The organism is Rhodanobacteraceae bacterium, from assembly GCA_016713135.1.
GTDB lineage: Bacteria > Pseudomonadota > Gammaproteobacteria > Xanthomonadales > SZUA-5 > JADKFD01.
In genome coordinates, this window is record JADJPR010000017.1 from 1 (window position 1) to 17,044 (window position 17,044).

Below are 17,044 nucleotides of genomic sequence, written 5' to 3' on the forward strand. Positions count from 1 at the left end.
GCTGCGCCGGGGTGCCGAACAGGTTCTCGACCGCCACCGTGGCGCTCATGCCGTCGGGCTTGACTCCAGCCCCGCTGGCGCTGGCCGACAGGGTGGCGCGCACGCGCAGGGTGTCCGGCAGGAACTCGCGGATCTGCACCGTGGTGGCGCCGATCATGGTGCGCGAATCGTCATCGCCCAGCAGGTACAGCGTGGTTCGCCAGGTGCCGGACGGGCGCTGTCCGGCGGCGCATGGCTGAAGCCGTCGAAGCCGGTGGCATCCAGCGACACCCGCTCGCGCTTGACCACGCTGCCGCGCGGGTCGGAGAACTCCACTTCCAGCGGGATGCCGGCGAGCGGCCGGTTCCAGTCCGCCGCGCGCACGATGAAGCCGATGTTCACCGTGTCGCCCGGGCGGTACAGCCCGCGGTCCGAGAACAGATGCGCTTTCAACGTGCCGGCATCGATCTCGTTGGCATCGCCGCCGATGTCGAAGCGCGACAGATCCAGCCCGCGGTCATAGCTGTTGAGCGGCAGGAAGGAGGTCATCGCCTGCGGTCATGCTGATCGCCACCGGCGATTTCTCGCGCACGAATCCATCCAGCGGCGGTGAGGCGCGGCCCATCGCATCGGTGTCGGCTGCGGTCAGGTCTCGCCGTTGCGCGCCAGCACGCGCACCTCGCGCGCGCGGCCACCGGCGTGCCGCCGGCCAGCGACTGCACGAACACCTCGCGCGAGCCGTCCAGGGTCTTCTTGGCGACGATGCCGAGGTCCGTCAGCACCACCAGGCGCGCGTCCATGGTCTCGCCGGAATCATTCGCGATGGTCCAGTCGGGCGCCTGCTCGGCCTCGTAATCGACAGCGTGCGCAGCGACAGCAGGAACACGCCGTGGCGGGCCGCCGCTGAAGAACTCGCCGAGGTCGATGCCCTCGTACAGGGTCTTCGCCGGATCGCCTGAGGGCAGCACCACGCGCTTCCATGCGCTCGACCAGGCTGTCCTCGCCGATGGTCCACAGCTCCGGCCGGCCGTAGCTGCCTTCGTTGAACTGCACCAGGTGGTAAACCGTTCGGGCACCACGCGGCCGATCTCCAGGCGGATCTTTCGGCATGTTGCGCGCCACCACCGTGACCCGGCGCTCGCCGCGCAGCGACAGCAGCGCGCCCTCGCCCACGAAGCTCAGCAGCCGCGGGTATTCCGGCACCGTCAGCGCCACCGCGTGCGGCTTGCCGAGGATGAAGCCGCCGAAGGACTTCAGCCCCTTGTCCACCCGCACGTAGATGCGGCGACCGACCGGCGCGCTGTACTTGAAACTGTGCAGTTCCAGCCACTCGCGCTCGGCCGGATCTGCCGTGAGCTTCAGCGGCGCGGAAGCCTTCAGCAGCGCCTCGTCGATCTCGCCCTCGCTCCACTGGTAGGGAATCGATTGCTCATCGTCCTTCAGCTTCGGATTCTTCTCCGGCAGGATCCAGGCGCGCGTCGCCGCCACCACCTCGGTGTCCTTCATCGCCGAGTTGAAGCCGATCACGATCACCTGGATCGGATCCTTGCCGGGATCCTCCACCAGCGTGGGCGACAGGTCGTCGACCGTCACCGAATACAGCGCCGGCAGGTCCACCTTCTGCGACAGCTCGGTCTCGCTGCCCGGTCCGCCGAGCAGGCTGGTGATGCCCTTGCCCACGTCGAGGAACACCTGGCCACCATTCGGCGGCAGTTCCAGCGGCGCCGAATGCACCCAGGCATTGAGCTTGCGCTGGTTGAGCTGGGTGCTGAGCGCAGGGCTCTGCAGCACCCGCCCGGCGCCATCGAACATGCGCGAACGCAGCGCGGATTCCAGCTTGGCCGCGTCCACCGGGTGGCTGAAGCGGAACTGCCACACCGCCTTCTTCAGGTTCGCGTCCTGCGGATCCTGGTAGAACTCGCTGCCGACCGATTGCACGGTGAACGGCGCGGTGTCGAACTGCAAATCGAATGGCGCCAGCACCACGGTGTCCGCCACGGTCAGTTTAGGATCGAGGGTCACCGTGTAGTGCTGGCCCACCGGCCAGTCCGTCTGCGGCTGGAAGCGCAGCGTGCGGTCATCCTCCCAGGTCCAACTGCCCAGCAACGACGGCTCCAGCGCCACCCCCGAAGCCGGCCCGTCCACCGCCTCCAGCGGCGCCGCCGACCCCGAGAAATGCACCCGCAGCGCATCCACCCGGATGTCGTCGCGGTCGTAATCCGTCAACCCCGGCGCCGACAGCGACAACTCCAGCGCATTCGGGATCACCGGCGCCGGCCGCGTCGCCCACCAGTACATGCCATAGCCCAGCGCCGCCAGCAGCACCAGCACCCCCGCCACCTTCGCCCGCCGCTGCCACAACCAGCGACACCACGGCGGCGGATCCCACTGCCCGAACAGCGCGGTCAGGAAGGACCGCGAAGGAACGGGTGCAGCCGGCGCCGGCTGCGCGGCCGCGTCGGCGGATTCGGTGTGGTCCATGCGTGAGTTCCCCAAGGAGGCCGCGCGGGCGCACGGCAACGTGAAGCATCACGCAAGACTACGACGGGAAGGGGCAGGACTGGGGCGGAATGCGGGCGAGGTGGGGAGGATTGGGGTCAAGACTCCTAAGTTGCCCGACTATCTCCGTGGAATACCCACTCGCGGAGCTTTAAGGAGCATTGCCCTCTACGACTGAATGTCCCTACGCGAAAAAGACTCACCAAGGCCGCCCAAGGTCTGCACGATCAATCGGGAAAAGTCCGCACCTCACTGTCCGCGACTTGTGCACGGCCGTCGCTCGTGCAAACCTTGACAAACGACTATGGGCCCAGGACTCACGGCGAGCTGCACCCTTGCCGGGGACCGGCCCTTTAACCGGATACATCCGCAACCAATCGGCGCTCAACAGATCAACGATGACTCGTACACGAAATCCAAACGAATCCTCCTTGCGTCCAAGAGCGAGGATAATGAAGACGCTCGGTAGCGAACTTATTAGCAATGACGCCGTTGCCGTTATTGAACTGGTTAAGAACGCCTACGACGCCGAAGCAAGTCGAGTCCTCATCAGGTTCGTCCCTCCGCTCGTGCCTGGAACGGGTCGAATTGAAGTGTTTGACGACGGCTGCGGAATGGCTCTTGACGTCGTTCGTGGTGCCTGGATGGAACCAGCGACACCTGGCAAGCGACAGACAACCAGTTCCGGACCCAAAGGCAGGCGGGTAACTGGGGAGAAGGGCATCGGCCGTTTTGCAGCGATGCGTCTTGCTTCAGAATTGGAGTTGATCACGAGAGCAACGGGGACCAGCGAAGAAATCTACGGCATATTCGATTGGACGCAATTCGACAACGAGCAAAAATATCTGGATGAAGTTCTGATCCTTACAGAAGTGCGGGAGCCCGAAGTAATTACGAGCGATAGGGGTCTCGACGCAATCTGGCCTCGGCATGAAGTTCCCACCGCTTCCCCGCCCTCGGACCAGGGCACATTGCTCCGCATGAGCAATCTCGCCCAGGTCTGGGACAAAGACAAGTTTCGCCAGATCCAAAGGGGGCTGTCTCGATTGATCTCCCCATTTAATAATTGCGAGGACTTCACCGTTTTTCTGCAGGCACCAGAGGAGTTCTCAGAGTTTTCATCCGAAATAACATCTCCGGCAGTCTTGAACTATCCACACTACACCGTAAGCGGATCGATCGATGCTGAAGGGAAATGCGCTCTAAAGCTAGAGGTCAAGGCAACGGGTGAAGTCAAGTCGATGGACGGTGCTTTCGTAAGGGATGGAAAGGGCGGACTCCAGTATCTCGGGATCGAGGCCTATTCTAGAGTCAAAGAGGAAGCAATAGGCGACGACAAAGAACAAAGCCAGGCACGGTGGAGGAAGAAGATCCCCGTCTGCGGGCCACTCCTTATCGAATTGCGAATCTGGGATCGAGATGATCTTGGAAACGTAATCCAGCAAACAAAATTAAGCCTCCAGGACATTCGATCGGACTTGAACGCGTTTGCCGGCATTAACATTTACCGAGATGACTTCAGGGTTTTGCCTTATGGTGAACCAAATAATGATTGGTTACGGCTTGACATCCGCCGAGTTCAATTTCCATCTAAGCGCCTGTCAAATAACCAGATTGTTGGCCATGTTTCTATTACGGCCGACAAAAATCCAGAACTCAGAGACCAGTCAAATCGCGAGGGGCTGGACGAGAACCAAGGTTACTCAGACCTTCGCGAAATACTAAAATCAATCCTCTCCGAAATTGAAGACCTTCGAGAATCATCAAAAACCAAAGATGGGGGCGACAACAAGGAACGCCAAGCGCGAAACCTATTTGCCCCCCTGAATCTCTCGCCCATTCGAGATCACCTCGAGTCCTTGGGGCTAAAGGATGACGTAGCCAAAGACCTCATCGATGACTTAGAAAACGCCTACAACAGGCGAGTTGAGAGCTTAAAGGCTGTCGTTGCGAAATATCACGCATTGGCAACCCTAGGGCAACTAATTGACATCTTGCTTCACGATGGCCGCCTTCCGCTGGCAAAGATCAGGAAAGAGGCCCTCCTGGCCCAAGAAGACATGGCAGAAGATCCTGCGATCTCCCGTGGTGAATTTCGAGTTCACGCAGGAAGCGGGTCGTGGAGTGGCTTGCCGTGCACGTGGGGGATCCGGTCAAGGACTAGGCGCTCCCGCGCGCGTAGTTCCCGGCGCTTGCTCGAAGAAGCAGGCGCAGCCGGCTCCGGCTGCGCGGCCGAGTCAGCGGCTAGTTTGGTCCATGCGTCAGTTCCCCAAGGAGGCCGCGCGAGCGCGCGGCAATGAGCAGCATCAACGGGAGACTACGACGGGGAGGGGCAGGACTGGGGCGGAATGCGGGCGAGGTGGGAGGTTTGGGGGAAGAGCTCTCAGTGAGGGCTCGTGGCATGCCTGCCAATTGATACCTACCTGGGCACCCGATCAACCGGCTGCGCGCGCCGCCAGCACCCTCCCCGCGAACTCCGCAAACAGGTTCTTGATGCTGGTCGCTGGCGACAACGACTTGCAGGTGTCTCTGCCGGTTGGCGTCAGTTCGAGTGCGGCGGCGCTGTAGAGGCGGCGTTCGACGAGTCGCTCGCAGAGGAGTTGGTGGCGGCGGGCGTAGGAAGCGCCCTTGAACTCGGGGAATACCGGGAAGTGGGGTTCGACGCAGCGCACCTCGGTGGTCGAGCGCTCGCAGTCTTCCAGCAGCATCAGCCAGCCCACGAACGGCGGGCGCGGGTCGACCTGGTAGACGGGGTTGAGTAGGTGCGCCGGCGCAAACCGGCAAAGCGTAAGGGGTGAGAGTCCCCGACAGGGAGAGGAGTAGCGATCCAATCTGTCCCCGAGTCATGCATGGCGCATCGCGAGATGCGTCGTGAAGCGTTGACAGGGGCGTCCATAGGCCAGCCATTGAGCCGCGAAAGAACCCTAATTCCGGGTGCCGACGCTTTCTATTCGGCGGAAGGCAGCACGCTGCGACGCGCTATTCGCGAGCGTCGTGGCGACCCGGCGAGGTCGCTAGACCCTGGCATGTGGATACGCGCTTTGTACGGGAGCCGGGAGGTCTCCGGTCCGACCGGTGGGCGGTGACGCCTGTCGGCCCGTGTCGGGAAGGCGAGGAGCCGAAGCCGACAATGCACGGACCGGAGAAGTCAGACTGCTGCGTAGTAGCGATGAAGTGGGCGAACAAGAACGCGCGAGCGGAGGCGGAGTTCATGGAGCGAAGGCGGCAGGCCGAAGGGAACGCGGGACAGCCACGCACGCGCCGGACGCAGAGCCGGGAAAGCGTGTCACTGCAGCTGCACCGTGTACGCGAACGGGCGAAAGTCCGAGGGCAGGAGCGCTTCACGGCGCTGTTGCACCACCTCACGCCATCGCTGTTGGCGGCCGCTTTTTCCTGGTTGAAGCGGGATGCGGCCGTCGGTGTGGATGGCGTCACGTGGCACGACTACGAGGTTGACCAGGAGCGCCGACTCGCGGATTTGCACGAGCGTGTTCACCGTGGCACCTACCGAGCACGACCTTCGCGCCGCCAGTACATCGAGAAGGCTGATGGACGGCAACGTCCCTTGGGCATCGCGGCACTGGAGGACAAGATCGTGCAGCGGGCGCTGGTGGAAGTGCTGAATGCGATTTACGAGCAGGATTTTCTGGGCTTCTCGTATGGCTTCCGACCAGGGCGTGGACAGCACGATGCGCTGGACGCTCTGGCGGTGGCGATTGGACAGGAAAAAGTAAATTGGATCGTGGACGCCGATTTGGCGAAGTTCTTCGACACCGTGAGTCATGAGTGGTTATTGCGGTTTCTGGAGCATCGTATCGGCGATGAGCGGGTGTTGCGGCTGATCAGGAAGTGGCTGAAAGCGGGAGTCATCGAGGACGGGGTGCACCTGGCCACCGAGGTGGGGACGCCGCAAGGCGCCGTGATCTCACCGCTGTTGGCGAATGTGTATCTGCACTACGTCTTTGACCTCTGGGCCCAGCAATGGCGAAAGCGCCATGCCCGGGGCTCGATGATCGTGGTGCGATATGCCGATGACATCGTGCTGGGATTCCAGCACCAGAGCGACGCTGAAGCATTCCTGGTTGCGATGCGCGCACGACTGGAGCGATTTGCACTGACCCTGCATCCGGAGAAGACCCGGCTGCTGATGTTCGGCCGCTACGCGCAAGTGCAGCGCGACCGGGAGGGACAGGGTAAGGCCGAGACGTTCGACTTCTTGGGGTTCACGCACATCTGCGGACGCGACCGGCGCGGCGAATTTCAACTTCGTCGCCATACTCGGCGTGACCGCATGCGTGCTGCCCTGGTGGCGATCAGGACGGCCTGCGGAGTCGACTCCACCAACCGATCCCGGTTCAGGGGGAAATGGCTGGGGCAGGTGGTTGGCGGTTACATGGCCTACCACGGCGTACCGACCAACTTTCATCGGCTGGACGCGTTCCGGCACTACGCGGTCGACCACTGGCGCAAGGCGCTCAAGCGTCGCAGCCAGCGGGGCTCCACCACGTGGGACCGAATGAGCCAGCTGGCGGAGGCTTACATTCCCCGACCGCGCATCACCCATCCCTGGCCCAGCGTGCGCTTTCGCGTCAAACACCCAAGGTGGGAGCCCGGTGCGTTAATTGCGCCCGCCGGGATCTGTGCGGGGGGTGCCCGGTGACGGGCATTCCTACCGCGATCGCCGGCGTGGATTGGGCGATTGCGCTCGGTGGCGCCGGCCGGTGACCGTAGGCGCCGAGGTGGTGGGCGACCCAGAGATCGGCTGCGGAGCCGATGACTTCCTCGCTGCGGTTGTTGAAGTTGTTGCCGAAGGAGCCGACCTGCGACTTGAACTCGAACACTCCGAGCAAACGCTGCTTGTGGATGACTACGGCATCCCAGTCTTTGGTCGCGCGGAAGAACCCCGGCAAGGCGACCTTGGATTTCTGGCGATGGACGGCGTCGGCGGGCAGGCCGCAGTGGCGGGCGACGTGCTCGACGAGATCGATGAAACCGTCCATGTTCTTGCCGCCGAGCACGCTGTCACGCGTGCCACCCTGGGTGCGCTCGGCGCTGGCGCTGGATCGGCCGGCCCAGAAGGTCCGCGTGGCTTGGCGCACGCGTTCGTCGAAGTCGTCGGGCAACAGGCTGGGCGTCATTCGCGGCGATTCCTGCGCTTGGCGGTGACTTGCGCTTGCGCCGCCATCTGCCGCGTGCGCTCGGCGTCTTCGGGCGACAGGCCGTAGAGCCGGAACACCGGTTCGTCGATGGCTTGCTGATCCTTGGCGCAAGCTGCTTGAACCAATTCGTCGCGCAGTGGCGGCGGCACATCGTGCCAGTGTGGGATGCGGATGCGGCGCAGGTATTGGGCCTGGAAGCGCAGGAACCCGCCGGCCATGCGTGTGCAGTAGGTGGCGACCAGCAGTACCGTGACCGAGGAGCGCAACACCGCCTGCAGGGCACGCAGATCCCATTGCGCGGAGGTGACGTAATAGAGGTTGTGGTGGGGATAGTAGTGGCCTTCGTCCAGCACGAAGGTCGCCTCGCCCTTGATGTCCGGCACCAGCAGCTTCGGTTGCTGCACCAGATCGGGATAGATGCGGTCGATGGTTCGATACCAGGCATCGCCGTTCCTGGTGGCGACATGCCGGCCGGCGACGGCCTGGTAGTGCTGGTGGAAGTAGGCGGACAACTGCGGGTAGTCGGCGAGATCGACGACACCGCCTTCGTCACGGAACGGATTGACCACGCCCTTGCCGCCCCAGCGGATCTGTCCGTCGATCAGATCGCGCGCCATCACCAGCGGCAGCTTGCGGCTGGCCTCGACCGGCAGCGCGTCGAGCGGCCCGATGAAGACGCGGTCACAACCGGTGGCGACCCCGATGCCGACCTTGCAGCCGGCCTGCTCCAGCGTCGGATAGGTCTGCTCCAGCCGGCGCACGAGGTCCAGCCGGGTCAGGTCATCCAGCAGCCAGGGCGCCGCGCCGGCCCCCGCCAGCGAGATCTCGCCGACCAGGGACTCGTCGGCCTGCTCGGCGAGCATTGCGGCGACCAGCCGCGGCAGCCCGTGCTCGTCGGTGATCGTGCCGGGCCGGGCGACGCGTGTAGCTGCGGCGATATGGGCATCGCTGGCCGCGCGCGCGATCACGGTAATCGCGGGATAGGCGATCACCTCGGAATGGAAGGCGTCGATGCCTTCCATGTCGATGTAGTGCTGCAGCGCGAACCCATGCACGATCTTGGCGCGCAGCGGGCCGCCGTACTTGTTCTTGAGCCAGCGGTTGGCGCAGATGAAGCCCAGGCGCCCGCCGGGCGCAAGCAGATCGAGCGCGCGCTCGTAGAACGCGATGTAAAGATCGGCACGGTCGAACATCGTCCGGAACCGCGCGCGGTACTCGCGCAGCAAAGCTTCCGGGATGCGCTCCTGGCGCACATAGGGCGGGTTGCCGACGACAAACTCGAACTCGCCAGCAAGCCCGCAGAGCAGGAAGTCGTCGCACAGCAGCCATTCCCGGCACAGCGCGCCAGCATCGGCCGGATCCACGCCATGCGCGATCAGGCGCGCACGGACCTGCAGGGCGGTGGCCTCGTAACTGTCGCGGTGCAGCTCCACGGCGCGAATCGCCGGCGCCAGCGTGCGCGCCGCGTCATCGAGGCGGCCGCCGGCAAGTCGATACGCAGCCAGCAGGCGATCCACCGCCGCCAAAAGGAACTCGCCGCCGCCGAACGAAGGCTCCAGCAGACGCATCCGGTGCAACGGGAGGGTGGCGACATAACCGGACAGGTCGAGGATCGCCGCGACCACCTCCGGCCGCGTGAACACCGCGCCACGCTCGGTCTCATCGTTGCTCGCAAGCTCCGAGACCGCGGCCGCGATCTCCGGACCGCGCGCGCTGGGGCCAAGGATGTCGAGCAGATGGAACACGGTGTGGCCGGGTGATGAGCGTGGCTGGGATATTCGCGGCTGCCGGACTGGCGTGCAACAGCGCTGTGTCGGGTGAGTGCAGGCTGGTGACCCCGTTTGCGCAGTGGCTCGGCTAGGCCCCATACCTCCCCAACGCCGCCGCATGCATCGCCCGCATCTGCTCGCGCAGCTCGGGTGGGCTGATGACTTCGGCGTCGGCGCCGTAGCGTTGTACGTCCATCAGCAGCTCACGCGGGTTGGCGTAGGGGACGGTGAGTTCCAGGCTGCCGTCGGGGAGGAGGCGTTGCTGCTGCCGGGGGTGCCAGTGTTCGTCTGCGATCCAGCGGGCGGCGTGGGGGGTGAAGCGGATGACGGCGGTGGCGACGGCGGGGCCGGCGAAGATGCCGTAGCCGGCGTCGCCCTCCGAGTCGAGGGTGGCGATGGGGATGGGGATGGCCGGCTCGGCGCTGAGTTCGGGGCGGCGGATGCGGTCCAGGGCGAAGCGGCGCACGCTGGTCTGGCCGGCCTGCGAGGCGTCCAGGTACCAGTTGTCGCGGTGGTGGATCAGACGTTGGGGCGAGACCTGGCGCTCTTTTTCCTCGGCGGTGGAGCGGGCCTGGTAGCGGAAACGCAGCTGCAGCCGGCCGAGGACGGCCTCGGTGACGATGCGGAAGACGCTGGGGTTGCTGTGGCGCGCCTGGGTGCGCAGGACCAGCAGGCGGTCCAGGTGATTGGCCTTGTCGCCCAGGATCTTCTGGATGCGCGGCTGCAACGGGCCGAGGGCCTGTCCCAGCAGGCCGGCGCCGCTCTGCTTCAGCACCTGCTGGGCCAGCATCAGGGCGTACAACTCATCGGCGCTGAGCCACACGCCGGGGAGCTGGAAGGCATCCAGGTTGCGATTGACGTAGCGCCAGACCCGCGCCGGCTCGCCCTCATGCTCCAGCGGCGCGCCCAGGGTGTCGCGCATGAAACAGAGATCGCGATAGAGCGTGGAACGCGAGTTGCCGGTCTCCGCCATGAGGCGCTCGTAACTGAGGCCGCGGCGATGGGTGGACAGCAGCCCGTGCAACTGGGCGATGCGCTCGGTGCGGTCCATGCCGGGCCTCCGCGGTGGGGGTGGTGGGATTCTGCGGGTGTCGGGCGTGCTCCGTGGGCTGGTGGCTGCAAGCGACGATTTGGAGGGCACGAGGGCACGCGCAGGCCGCCGGCATCTGACAGGGGATCGCTGGCGTCCGTCGCCGAGTACGGCGGCATCTGCTCGCAGATCGTTGGTGTCTGGTCTTGAACACCGTGTCATCTGAGCGCAGATCGGCGGCGTCTGGCACCGACTACCGCGGCATCTGCGCACAGACCGCCGGCGTCTGGCGCTGAGTACCGAAGCACCTGAGCGCAGATCGCCAGCGACTGGCGCCGAGTACCGAAGCACCCGAGCGCAGACCGCTGGCGTCTGGCACTGAGTACCGCGGCGTCTGCGCGCAGATCGCCGGCATCTGATCGCAGACCGCCCGCACTTGCGCAAAGACCTGCGGGATCTGCGTGCAGATCGCCAGCGCTTGCTCGCGGACCGCTGGCATCTGCGCGGAGATGGCGCGCGCGCCGGCGCAGGCCCTTGCCGGCTGCCTGGGCGTCGTCGCGTGCGGCCGTGTGGACCCCGCGCGCTCGCCGCGGCATCGGGGTGATCCCATGAACGCGTTGGACTGGCCTGCGTCCATACACGGCGTTCAGGCAGATTTAACCCACAGGTCAGCCGGTGACACGGGCCCCTGGTCTGATGGCCACACCCCGACAACAACGCCCGGGAGCGATCCAAGCCAAGGGGCGCGGACGCCAATCAAAGTCAAAAAGGAAAAACCAAGATGTCTACGCAGAACCTCGTGAACCTGATCCTCACCGACACTCAGCTGGCCAATGTGAATGCCGCACTGACCTCGCTGGAAACCGAGCTGGGTGGATTGATCGCCCTGAGTGCCTCCGACAAGCGCACCATGCGCAGGATGGGGGTGCAGAGCGAAAGCTTCAGCCGCCAGGCCTTGCAGGTGATCAGCCAGAATCCGCAGATGATTCCGGCCAACATCCCGGTCAATGATGCGATCGGCGACCTCAAGCTCCTGGACCAGCTGCGTCCGTGCCTGTCCCGCCTGACCCGTCTGGTGGCGCGTTGCAACGACACCGATGCCGCCCTGGGCAACGACATCCTGACGGTGGCATTGCAGGCCTATGGCTTGCTGAAGCTGACCGGCCGTGCCGAAGGCCTGGAAACCCTGCGCCGTGACCTTTCGGGGATGTACCGGAAACGGCGAGCTGCCAAGCCGGAAGGCGAGGAGCGGAAAGCGGCCTAGCGCCGACCTTCCCACTCAACGTCGATTCAAGAGAAGGCCGCAGTGATGCGGCTTTTTTCTTTTTGGGGGTTCGGGAAGCGCGAACGATCGCCGCTGGAGCGGCTGCCACGGGGCGGTTCGGGATTGTGTGGGGTTCTTCAGGGCTCGCGCACCCAATCTTCGATCCTGAGACCAACGATGCGCTGGAATTCGCGGGTGTTTTGGGTGACCACGCAGGCATCTTCGGCCAACGCGTGGCAGGCGATCCAAAGATCGTTGGCGCCGATGGGGGTGCCGGCGGCGGTGAGCCGGGCGGATTGCTCGGCGTAATGACGACAGATCTCGGGACCGGTCGGGTAGATGACGGTGACTTGTCGGGCGAGTGCATCCAGGCGGCGCAGGACGTCCGGTTTCCTGTCGCTGCGCTCGGCGCCCTTGAGCAATTCGGCCCAGGTGACAAAGGACATGCACAGCCGGTCGTCGTCGGCCAGGGTATCGATGCGCTGGGCGATGGTGGGCGGGTGGTTCTTGATCAGGTAGATCAGGATGTTCGTATCGAGCAGATAAATCACAACGCCTCGCGCTCCTGCACCGGCAAGCTGCCGGCCTGATCCGCCTCCAAGGCGGCGATAAAGGCATCATCGACCTCAGCCAATGCGCGCAGGGCCTGCAACAGGGCCTCTCCTCGCGCCGCTCGCAGCGGGTGGATGACCAGATCGCCCTGCTCGTTGCGCGAAATCCGGACGCGATCCGTATCCAGCCGGAACTCGGCCGGAATGCGCACGGCCTGGCTGTTGCCGTTGGTGAACACTCTGGAGGTGAGCGAGCTCATGGTCCGGACTCGGTGTGTACGTCGATGTGTGTATGTTGCTACGACGGGGGCGCAGCGGCAAGATGGCGCGCCCTGCATGTCCGGAGGGCATTCTTCCTGGATTGCAGGAAGGGCCAAAGATTGCCGCTGACGCGGCATCCAACGGGGTGAGGACACAGGATCGCCGCGGAAGCGGCTTTCACCGCGGCCTTGCCCCGGGGTGTTGCAGTTGCTCGAATGGCGGAACGGACTCAGGAGATCGTTGATGCGTCGGAGACTGCCGGTTCTCGCCACTTCCTTGCTGCTGGCCGGTTGCGCAGCCACCCCCATGGCACCAGAAACCTACGACGCCTTGATCGTGTCGCAGAAGGACAGTCTGGCGCTAGACGAGAGATGCTGTGTCGACCTGGGCAAGCTCCCGGCGGCCAGCCTGGACACGCCTCAGTTGCCGGCCATATCCGGGGCAACCGAGATCGCGAAGATCGGCGATACGGCGCTGCCGGCACTGGCCTTCCGGTTGCCGCCCGAGGCGCAGGGGAAGCACGTGGAGGTTTACAGCTTCGGTCCCAAGAAGGGCGGTGGATTGCGCCTGGACCGGATCACCTTTGTGCGGCCGCAGTACACCTTCCTGGATGCGCAGGGGAATGCCCTGTCAGCGCAACTGCGTTCCCCGGTGTGCTGGGGCGACTTCGATTTCAATACGATCGGCGTCTGGAACCGGGCGCGGGTTCCCCCGCTGGCCCAGACCGTGGTGATTGCGCCGGACATGTCGACCCCGAACCAGATGGTCGACACGCGCCGGTTCACCGCGGCGCCGGTTGCCGAGGCCATCGCGGAAGCACGGCAGAGCTATCTCAGCCAGGTCAGCTTCGGGTACTCCGGCGCGTTGTCGGTCCGGCTGGTGGAGCCCGAACCCCGGTGCACGGCGCATCCGGACGCACCCTGAGCCGGAGCCCCATGGCAGTCTGACCGCGAGCCTTCCATCGCGAAGGGGAGACGTTTCTGAGGCCGCCGGAAGAGCGCCGGCGCGAACGCCGGCGCTCCCACTTCAGGGCGTCCGGAAGGAACTCAGTGCAGCGCCGGCGGCGTTGATGCCGTCCTCGTCGTCGGCCATGGCCACGAACCAGACTTCGCCGATGTGACCGTCGTTCAGGGCCACCCAGGCCATGCGGAAGACCACTTTGTCGCCCTCCGAGTCCTTGCCATTGCCGTCCATCAGGAAGGCTTCCTGCCCGGCCTGCTTGACCTGTTTCGCATCGCCCACCTGCACCTCCTGATAGTTCTCCTGCAGGAAGGCGATCGATTGTTCGATCGCTTCTTTCATCGAATCTTCGTTGCCTTCGATGGTGCGGAAGGCGAGGTAGACGCCGCTCTCGCTGTTGACGTGGACGTAGTCGCCCACGCTCTCGCCCGGCTCCACGGTCCAGTCGTCCGGCAGGTCGACCAGGAAACTGGCGTTCTTGACGTCAGGGTAGCCCAGGGTTTTGGCCTGCGCGGTGGCGAAGGCCAGCAGACCCGCAAGGAGCAGCAGCAACGGCAGCAGCGCAGACTTCTTCATCTGGATTTCCCCCTGGCAATTGGATGGACCGGCTGGTCCGCGGCCAGCATACGGCAGTCGTGGCGTCGCGTACTCCGGGCTAGGCTTGGCGCTTTGCCGTGGCCACTTGCAGCACCGCGACCGCGACCAGCACCACGCCCATGCCGAGGATCAGGCTGAGGCCGAGGGCTTCGCCGCCCAAGGCCCAGCCGAGCAGCACGGCGATCACCGGATTGAGGTAGGAAAAGCTGCCGGCGCGCGCCGGGTGCCAGACCTTGGCGAGGTACTGGTAGGAGGCGAAGGCGATGCAGGAGCCGCCGATGATCAGCCAGCCGGTGGCGAGCCAGGCGCGGGTGTCGATCCCGCCGTGCTGGGTGAACTTGCCGAAGGCGCTGGTGATGACGATGCACAGCAGGCCGCTGAACAGCATCTGGGTGCCGGCGTTGGCGAACAGCCCGCCGCTGTGCACATGCGCGCGCTGGTGCAGCGAGCCCCAGGACCAGGCCAATGGTGTGACCGCACAGACCAGCGCGGCCAGCGGATCGATGCTGCCGGAATGATCGCGCCCGACCACCAGCGCGACCCCGGCGAAGCCCAGCAGCACGGCGACCCAGCCCAGCGGGCGCATCGGATCGCTGCGCAGGGACAACAGCGCCAGCCAGACCGGAATCGGTGCCTGCAGCACCGCGCCAACTCCACTCGGGATGTACTGCAGCGACCAGGCGGTGATCACATTGGCCGCACCCGCCATCAGGATGCCGGCGAGCAGCAGCGAGGGCAGCTCGCTGCGGCGCACGAAGCGCTCACCCGAGATCCGCGCGATCAGCAGGCACAGGATGCCCGCCGTGGTGAAGCGCAGCGAGGCCAGCCCGAGCGGCGTCAGGTCCATCAGCGCCCACTTGTGCGCCAACCAGGTGGAGCCCCAGATCAGGGTGCAGGCGGCGAAGGCGAGCCAGGGGAGCATTGGGGCGGTTGGAGCCGGTGTTGGTGGGTAGGAGCTGGTGTTGGTGTGGGTTGTTGGTGTTGGCAAGAGCGGGCGTGCGGCAAGGGATCGCCCCGCGCTCTGCATGATGGATGTGGGCGACGGCGAAAGTCGCGGGCGGGTTGTGGCGATTTCAGTGCCGACGTCCGGCGTTCACCCATGCGTTTAACCGACATCGCCGCGGACGGGCAGGCTTCGGCTCCTTCCAACACCAATAGCCAACACCAACACCGGCTCTTGCGCACCAACACCCGCTCTTACGCACCAATACCGCTCTAGACGCGCCAAACCAGCGTCGCCATGCGCCCGCTGCGGGCGCCGTCGCGGCGGTAGGAATGGAACTGCGCGGGGTCGTCGAAGGTGCACCAGCCTCCGCCGCCAATGCGCTCCACGCCGATTGCGCCCAAACGCCGGCGGGCGAGGGCGTCGAGGTCGGCGTGCCAGCGGTCGGCGCGGCCGGGGATGAAGCAGGCAGCTGCGGCCGGATCGGCGGCAACGAAGATCGCGCGGACTTCGGGCCCGACCTCGAATGCGCGCTGGCCGATGCCCGGGCCCAGCCAGGCGCAAACCTCACCCGGCAGCGCGCCGAGCGCGCGGATGGCGGCCTCGATCACGCCATCGGCGAGCCCGCGCCAGCCGGCGTGGACCGCGGCCACGCTGTCGCCGGCCGCCAGCAGCAGCGGCAGGCAGTCGGCGGTCAGCACCACCGCGACAGATCCCCGCCCACGGACCACGCTGGCATCGGCGCACGGCACCTCCCGCAGAGCAGAGCTTGCTCCGCTGGACGCCGAGCCGAGCAAGTTCGGCTCTACGAGCACCTCGGTGCCGTGCACCTGCTGCAGCCAAAGCGGCTCCCCCGGCAGTCCAAGTTGCTGGCGCAGGAGCGCGCGGTTGCGCGCCACCGCGGCCGGATCGTCGCCGCCGCGGTCACTGTAGTTCGCTGGGCCGAAGGGCGCGGCCGACGTACCCGCGAACCGACGCGTCGCCGTGCCGCCGCGCATCCCGGGTGGCAGGCCGGTGGCCTCGATCCAGCCGGGCAGCGCCTGGTTCAACCGGCGCCTTCCGCGCTGGCGCGCAGCACGTCGAGAAGGTCGATGAAATCCTGCGGCACCGGCGCGCTGGCGCGCACTTCCTCGCCGGTACGCGGGTGCGCGAAGGCGAGGGTCTCGGCGTGCAGCGCCTGGCGCCGGAAATCGCGCAATGCGCTCTTCAGCGCCTCGCTGGCGCCCACCGGCAGGCGCAGGTTGCCGCCGTACAGCGGATCGCCCACGATCGGCCAGCGCAGGTGGGAGAGGTGCACGCGGATCTGGTGGGTGCGCCCGGTCTCCAGCGCCACCCTGAGCAGGGTGTGTGCGGGGAAGCGCTCGACCACCCGGTAGTGGCTGCGCGCGGGCTTGCCGCTCTCCACCACCGCCTGGCGCAATCGATCGGTGGGGTGGCGGCCAATCGGAGCGTCGATGGTGCCGCCGGCGATCACCCGGCCCATCACCAGGGCCAGGTACTCGCGACTGATCTGGCGCTTCGCCAGCGCCTTGACCAGCGCGTGATGGGCTTCCTGGGTGCGCGCCACCACCATCGCCCCGCTGGTGTCCTTGTCGAGGCGATGGACCACGCCGGCGCGCGGCAGCGCGGCCAGCGCCGGATCCCGGTGCAGCAGCGCGTTGACCAGGGTGCCGCTGCGGTTGCCGGCGCCGGGGTGCACCACCAGGCCGGCCGGCTTGTTCAGCACGTAGAAGTCCGGATCCTCGATCAGCACCTCCAGCGCGATGTCCTCCGGCGCATCGACGGTGACGGTCTCCACCTCGACATGCAGACGCACGCGCTCGCCACCGCGCGCGGCGTCGCGCGGGCGCGGCGGACGGCCGTCCACCTCCACCTTGCCGTCCTTGAGCCAGGCGGTCAGTTTCGACCGCGAGAACTGCGGAAAGGCCTGCGCCAGCGCGGCATCGAAGCGCATGCCGCCGGCGCTCATCGGGATGGTGGCTTCCAGGATCTCGGATCGGGACATCGTTGCATCGCTCATGGGGCGCGGCGG

Annotated in this window: 17 protein-coding genes and 1 pseudogene; 4 read left to right on the plus strand and 14 right to left on the minus strand. The window is 65.8% G+C overall.

The annotated features are described in order from the left end of the window. The 4 genes from IPK27_13650 to IPK27_13665 all read right to left on the minus strand — a co-directional run. The coding region (locus IPK27_13650) for a hypothetical protein (protein ID MBK8068625.1) at nt 1-157 on the minus strand (157 nt) is incomplete at its 3' end. Continuing rightward, complete coding sequence (locus IPK27_13655) at nt 154-528, minus strand: hypothetical protein (protein MBK8068626.1); 375 nt, start codon at nt 526-528, stop codon at nt 154-156. The genes IPK27_13650 and IPK27_13655, both read right to left, overlap by 4 nt. Then, entirely contained in the window at nt 525-779 is a 255-nt protein-coding gene (locus IPK27_13660) for a hypothetical protein (GenBank protein ID MBK8068627.1), read from the minus strand. The genes IPK27_13655 and IPK27_13660 overlap by 4 nt, the downstream gene beginning before the upstream one ends. A 13-nt stretch (nt 780-792) precedes the next feature. Further along, nucleotides 793-2,460, minus strand: coding sequence for a hypothetical protein (locus IPK27_13665; protein ID MBK8068628.1), 1,668 nt, complete (start codon nt 2,458-2,460; stop codon nt 793-795). 470 nt (nt 2,461-2,930) lie between these two features. Between IPK27_13665 and IPK27_13670 the strand changes: the two genes are divergently transcribed. Then, the gene (locus IPK27_13670) at nt 2,931-4,778 is read left to right on the plus strand and encodes an ATP-binding protein (protein ID MBK8068629.1); all 1,848 of its coding nucleotides are present in this window, start codon (nt 2,931-2,933) and stop codon (nt 4,776-4,778) included. 135 nt (nt 4,779-4,913) lie between these two features. Here IPK27_13670 and IPK27_13675 read toward each other — a convergent pair whose 3' ends face one another. After that, complete coding sequence (locus IPK27_13675) at nt 4,914-5,186, minus strand: hypothetical protein (protein ID MBK8068630.1); 273 nt, start codon at nt 5,184-5,186, stop codon at nt 4,914-4,916. 422 nt (nt 5,187-5,608) lie between these two features. On the opposite strand from IPK27_13675, the pseudogene ltrA reads away from it, so the two are divergent. Next, a pseudogene (gene ltrA, locus IPK27_13680) lies at nt 5,609-7,138 on the plus strand (group II intron reverse transcriptase/maturase). Here the strand turns inward: ltrA and IPK27_13685 are convergent. From IPK27_13685 to IPK27_13695, 3 genes are read right to left on the minus strand one after another with little or no spacing between them, the layout of a single operon-like run. After that, nucleotides 7,068-7,616 (minus strand): hypothetical protein, encoded by a 549-nt coding sequence (locus IPK27_13685; GenBank protein MBK8068631.1) that lies wholly within the window; start codon nt 7,614-7,616, stop codon nt 7,068-7,070. The pseudogene ltrA and the gene IPK27_13685 sit on opposite strands and share 71 nt — an antisense overlap. Then, nucleotides 7,613-9,505, minus strand: coding sequence for an Eco57I restriction-modification methylase domain-containing protein (locus IPK27_13690; protein ID MBK8068632.1), 1,893 nt, complete (start codon nt 9,503-9,505; stop codon nt 7,613-7,615). Before IPK27_13690 ends, IPK27_13685 begins: the two co-directional genes overlap by 4 nt. After that, entirely contained in the window at nt 9,495-10,457 is a 963-nt protein-coding gene (locus tag IPK27_13695; protein MBK8068633.1) for a WYL domain-containing protein, read from the minus strand. The genes IPK27_13690 and IPK27_13695 overlap by 11 nt, the downstream gene beginning before the upstream one ends. Nucleotides 10,458-11,235: 778 nt before the next feature. Here IPK27_13695 and IPK27_13700 point away from each other — a divergent pair. After that, a complete protein-coding gene (locus tag IPK27_13700) occupies nt 11,236-11,700 on the plus strand; it encodes a hypothetical protein (GenBank protein MBK8068634.1) in 465 nt (154 codons plus the stop codon). Between the two features lie 137 nt (nt 11,701-11,837). Here IPK27_13700 and IPK27_13705 read toward each other — a convergent pair whose 3' ends face one another. After that, nucleotides 11,838-12,251: a type II toxin-antitoxin system VapC family toxin gene (locus IPK27_13705; protein MBK8068635.1), complete on the minus strand. Its 414-nt coding sequence runs from the start codon at nt 12,249-12,251 to the stop codon at nt 11,838-11,840. After that, nucleotides 12,248-12,511, minus strand: coding sequence for an AbrB/MazE/SpoVT family DNA-binding domain-containing protein (locus IPK27_13710; protein MBK8068636.1), 264 nt, complete (start codon nt 12,509-12,511; stop codon nt 12,248-12,250). Before IPK27_13710 ends, IPK27_13705 begins: the two co-directional genes overlap by 4 nt. 277 nt (nt 12,512-12,788) lie before the next feature. On the opposite strand from IPK27_13710, the gene IPK27_13715 reads away from it, so the two are divergent. Further along, nucleotides 12,789-13,436: a hypothetical protein gene (locus IPK27_13715; protein ID MBK8068637.1), complete on the plus strand. Its 648-nt coding sequence runs from the start codon at nt 12,789-12,791 to the stop codon at nt 13,434-13,436. 102 nt (nt 13,437-13,538) lie between these two features. Here IPK27_13715 and IPK27_13720 read toward each other — a convergent pair whose 3' ends face one another. The 4 genes from IPK27_13720 to rluD all read right to left on the minus strand — a co-directional run bounded on the left by IPK27_13720 (nt 13,539) and on the right by rluD (nt 17,032). Continuing rightward, nucleotides 13,539-14,048 (minus strand): hypothetical protein, encoded by a 510-nt coding sequence (locus tag IPK27_13720; GenBank protein ID MBK8068638.1) that lies wholly within the window; start codon nt 14,046-14,048, stop codon nt 13,539-13,541. A 79-nt stretch (nt 14,049-14,127) separates the two neighbouring features. Then, the gene (locus tag IPK27_13725) at nt 14,128-14,991 is read right to left on the minus strand and encodes an EamA family transporter (protein MBK8068639.1); all 864 of its coding nucleotides are present in this window, start codon (nt 14,989-14,991) and stop codon (nt 14,128-14,130) included. Between the two features lie 293 nt (nt 14,992-15,284). After that, nucleotides 15,285-16,010: a peptidoglycan editing factor PgeF gene (pgeF, locus tag IPK27_13730; protein MBK8068640.1), complete on the minus strand. Its 726-nt coding sequence runs from the start codon at nt 16,008-16,010 to the stop codon at nt 15,285-15,287. 47 nt (nt 16,011-16,057) lie between these two features. Further along, nucleotides 16,058-17,032, minus strand: a complete 975-nt coding sequence (gene rluD / locus IPK27_13735) for a 23S rRNA pseudouridine(1911/1915/1917) synthase RluD (GenBank protein ID MBK8068641.1) — start codon at nt 17,030-17,032, stop codon at nt 16,058-16,060. Between the last annotated feature and the right edge of the window lie 12 nt (nt 17,033-17,044).

Bases quoted from the DNA above. Each gene is read 5' to 3' on its own strand.
- IPK27_13655 (MBK8068626.1), bottom strand. From the start codon at position 528: ATGACCTCCTTCCTGCCGCTCAACAGCTATGACCGCGGGCTGGATCTG.
- IPK27_13660 (MBK8068627.1), bottom strand. From the start codon at position 779: ATGGACGCGCGCCTGGTGGTGCTGACGGACCTCGGCATCGTCGCCAAG.
- IPK27_13665 (MBK8068628.1), bottom strand. From the start codon at position 2,460: ATGGACCACACCGAATCCGCCGACGCGGCCGCGCAGCCGGCGCCGGCT.
- IPK27_13670 (MBK8068629.1), top strand. From the start codon at position 2,931: ATGAAGACGCTCGGTAGCGAACTTATTAGCAATGACGCCGTTGCCGTT.
- IPK27_13675 (MBK8068630.1), bottom strand. From the start codon at position 5,186: ATGCTGCTGGAAGACTGCGAGCGCTCGACCACCGAGGTGCGCTGCGTC.
- IPK27_13685 (MBK8068631.1), bottom strand. From the start codon at position 7,616: ATGACGCCCAGCCTGTTGCCCGACGACTTCGACGAACGCGTGCGCCAA.
- IPK27_13690 (MBK8068632.1), bottom strand. From the start codon at position 9,505: ATGGGGCCTAGCCGAGCCACTGCGCAAACGGGGTCACCAGCCTGCACT.
- IPK27_13695 (MBK8068633.1), bottom strand. From the start codon at position 10,457: ATGGACCGCACCGAGCGCATCGCCCAGTTGCACGGGCTGCTGTCCACC.
- IPK27_13710 (MBK8068636.1), bottom strand. From the start codon at position 12,511: ATGAGCTCGCTCACCTCCAGAGTGTTCACCAACGGCAACAGCCAGGCC.
- IPK27_13720 (MBK8068638.1), bottom strand. From the start codon at position 14,048: ATGAAGAAGTCTGCGCTGCTGCCGTTGCTGCTGCTCCTTGCGGGTCTG.
- IPK27_13725 (MBK8068639.1), bottom strand. From the start codon at position 14,991: ATGCTCCCCTGGCTCGCCTTCGCCGCCTGCACCCTGATCTGGGGCTCC.
- pgeF (MBK8068640.1), bottom strand. From the start codon at position 16,010: ATGCGCGGCGGCACGGCGACGCGTCGGTTCGCGGGTACGTCGGCCGCG.
- rluD (MBK8068641.1), bottom strand. From the start codon at position 17,032: ATGAGCGATGCAACGATGTCCCGATCCGAGATCCTGGAAGCCACCATC.